The sequence below is a fragment of the Rhizobium sp. WW_1 genome (assembly GCF_003610155.1).
Classification (GTDB): domain Bacteria; phylum Pseudomonadota; class Alphaproteobacteria; order Rhizobiales; family Rhizobiaceae; genus Rhizobium; species Rhizobium tropici_A.
Map to the genome: position 1 here is coordinate 1 of NZ_RAIN01000057.1, position 2,053 is coordinate 2,053.

Here is a 2,053-nt window from a genome sequence, read left to right on the forward strand (position 1 = left end):
CCAACAGAAAGCCAACTTCAGCGGAGCACCGCCGATACGATCCGACGTGGCGAGGTGAGAATAGCCTCCGTATGCATCGACCTGGATTGTGCCGTTGAAGCCGTCGAGGATTTCAGCGGCATATTCTCCTTTACGCCCAGGCCGATAATGGAACACCACGCCCGACTGCGCGGAGCCATTCCAGCCGCGATCGTCACGCAACACGGCCCATAGATAGCCGGTCTTCGTCTTGCCTCGCCCAGGATCCAGCACCGGGGCCGTGGTCTCGTCGACATAGAGCCGCGTGCTTTCCCACAGCAGCCCTTTTGCCATGTGGTCGACCACCGGTGCGATTTCGCTGCCCGTGCGCCCCATCCAATCGGAAAGGACCGTGCGGTCTATCGGCACCCCATGTCGCGCCATGACTTCGGCCTGCCGGTTGAGCGGCATATGTTCGGAATGCTTGGAGACGGCAATCTCAGCCAGAAGGGCTTCGGTCGGCCAGCTCCCTTCCAAAAGATGCGCTGGCGCTCTGGCCTGGACGACGCCCGTTCGACCTTTGGGGCATGCGTATTTCGGGCGGATCGTGACGATCACCTCGTAGCGTGCCGGGACCCGGTCGAGCCGTTCCGTCCGATCTTCGCCGATCTGGACCATGTTGCCGCAACCGCAGGGACAAACGATGCTCTCGGGCTCGATCACTCTCTCGACTCGTGGCAGGTGTTCGGGCAGTGCACGGGCCTTGCGCTCCTTGCGAGGAACGGCCTTGTCCAGATCGGATGCGCTGGCGTCGATCTGTTTCTCGACGGCGGCGATCCGCGCCTGTGTTTCGGCAATCGCCGTTTCAAGGTCTTCTAGCGCCAGTTCCATCTGCGCCGGATCGAGCTTTTCCGATTTCGGCCCAAACTTCGTGCGCCGATAGTCGTGAACCTGACCTTCAAGCTTCTCGACCAGTTCCTTCAACTCGGCGATGAAGGCGTCCTTTTCGGCCACCACAGCCTGCTCATGCTGACGTGCGGCACGCTCGACCGACAGTTCGAACTGCATCGCCCCAAAGGCTTTTACCACCTCTGGCGGAAGGTCCGGAAACAGGCTGAGATCAAGCGGCGACGACATGCCGCCTCATAGCAAGGCAGCACAGAAAAGCCAAATAAAACAATGCAAAGGCAGCGGGATGTTCACCCTGCCGCCGACGGCGCGATCACCCGTTGCGCCATCACTCGCCGCCAGTCGAGCCCCTCGAATAACGCTTCGTATTGCCCCCTGGAAAGACGCATCGTTCCATCCTGAACCTTGGGCCAGGCAAAGCTTCCATGTTCAAGAATTTTGTAGGTCAGCACCATGCCGGTGCCATCCCATACCAGGATCTTCAGACGATCACCGCGCTTCGACCGGAAGATCACCGTCACCCCGGAATGCGGGTCGAGCTTCAACTCGGTCTGCACCATCAGAGCCAGCGCCTGATGCCCACAGCGGAAGTCCACCGGCCGTGTTGCAATCAGGATCGGCAGGCGTTGGCCAGCGACGATCATGACGCTCCTCGCACAGCGCGAACCAGAGCAGCGACCCGTTCCACCAGCACATCATCAGGAATTCGCATCACAACGTCTGAGCCAATCTCCAACGTCAACACCGCTGATCCCGCCTGCGGCCAGTCGGAGGCCAGTTTTGGCGTCGACAAAGGATTGACAGGCTCAGGCGGCTCCGCAGCGATTGCCAGAGGCACGAATGCCGGCTCGCCGCCATCGTGCGACGACGGCGTCGTTGACGCCGCAAACGGCAGGGCCAGAATGCCGTCGCGCACCTGACGTCGCCAATCGGAAAGTTGGTTTGCTATGACACCGTGACGACGCGCGACATCCACAACGCGCGCACCAGGCTCAAGGCTTTCCTCGACAATGCGAGCCTTCACGTCATCAGGCCACCGCCGGTTACCGCCGCGCGGCTCAACAACCTCATAGCGACCAACAAATCCATCATCCATCATTCAGCTTCCAGATAACATGGAAGCCTTCTCGCATGAGAAACCATGCTCAAAAAGCAGCGGACAAAATGGGACAAAGACGGCGCTTAC

The 2,053-nt window shown here is 60.3% G+C and carries 2 protein-coding genes and 1 pseudogene; all 3 read right to left on the minus strand.

All coding sequences use genetic code 11. The features are described 5' to 3' along the window. A partial coding sequence (locus BJ928_RS38390; protein WP_047637285.1) for an IS66 family transposase occupies nucleotides 1-1,095 on the minus strand: 1,095 nt, incomplete at its 3' end. Between the two features lie 62 nt (nucleotides 1,096-1,157). Next, a complete protein-coding gene (gene tnpB / locus BJ928_RS38395; protein WP_047637286.1) occupies nucleotides 1,158-1,511 on the minus strand; it encodes an IS66 family insertion sequence element accessory protein TnpB in 354 nt (117 codons plus the stop codon). A gap of 251 nt (nucleotides 1,512-1,762) precedes the next feature. Further along, nucleotides 1,763-1,879, minus strand: a pseudogene (locus BJ928_RS39865) (transposase); the annotation flags it as partial. Nucleotides 1,880-2,053: the final 174 nt, after the last annotated feature.

What these genes read in the sequence shown, in the direction of transcription:
- tnpB (WP_047637286.1), bottom strand. Translation starts at nt 1,511, where the DNA reads ATGATCGTCGCTGGCCAACGCCTGCCGATCCTGATTGCAACACGGCCG.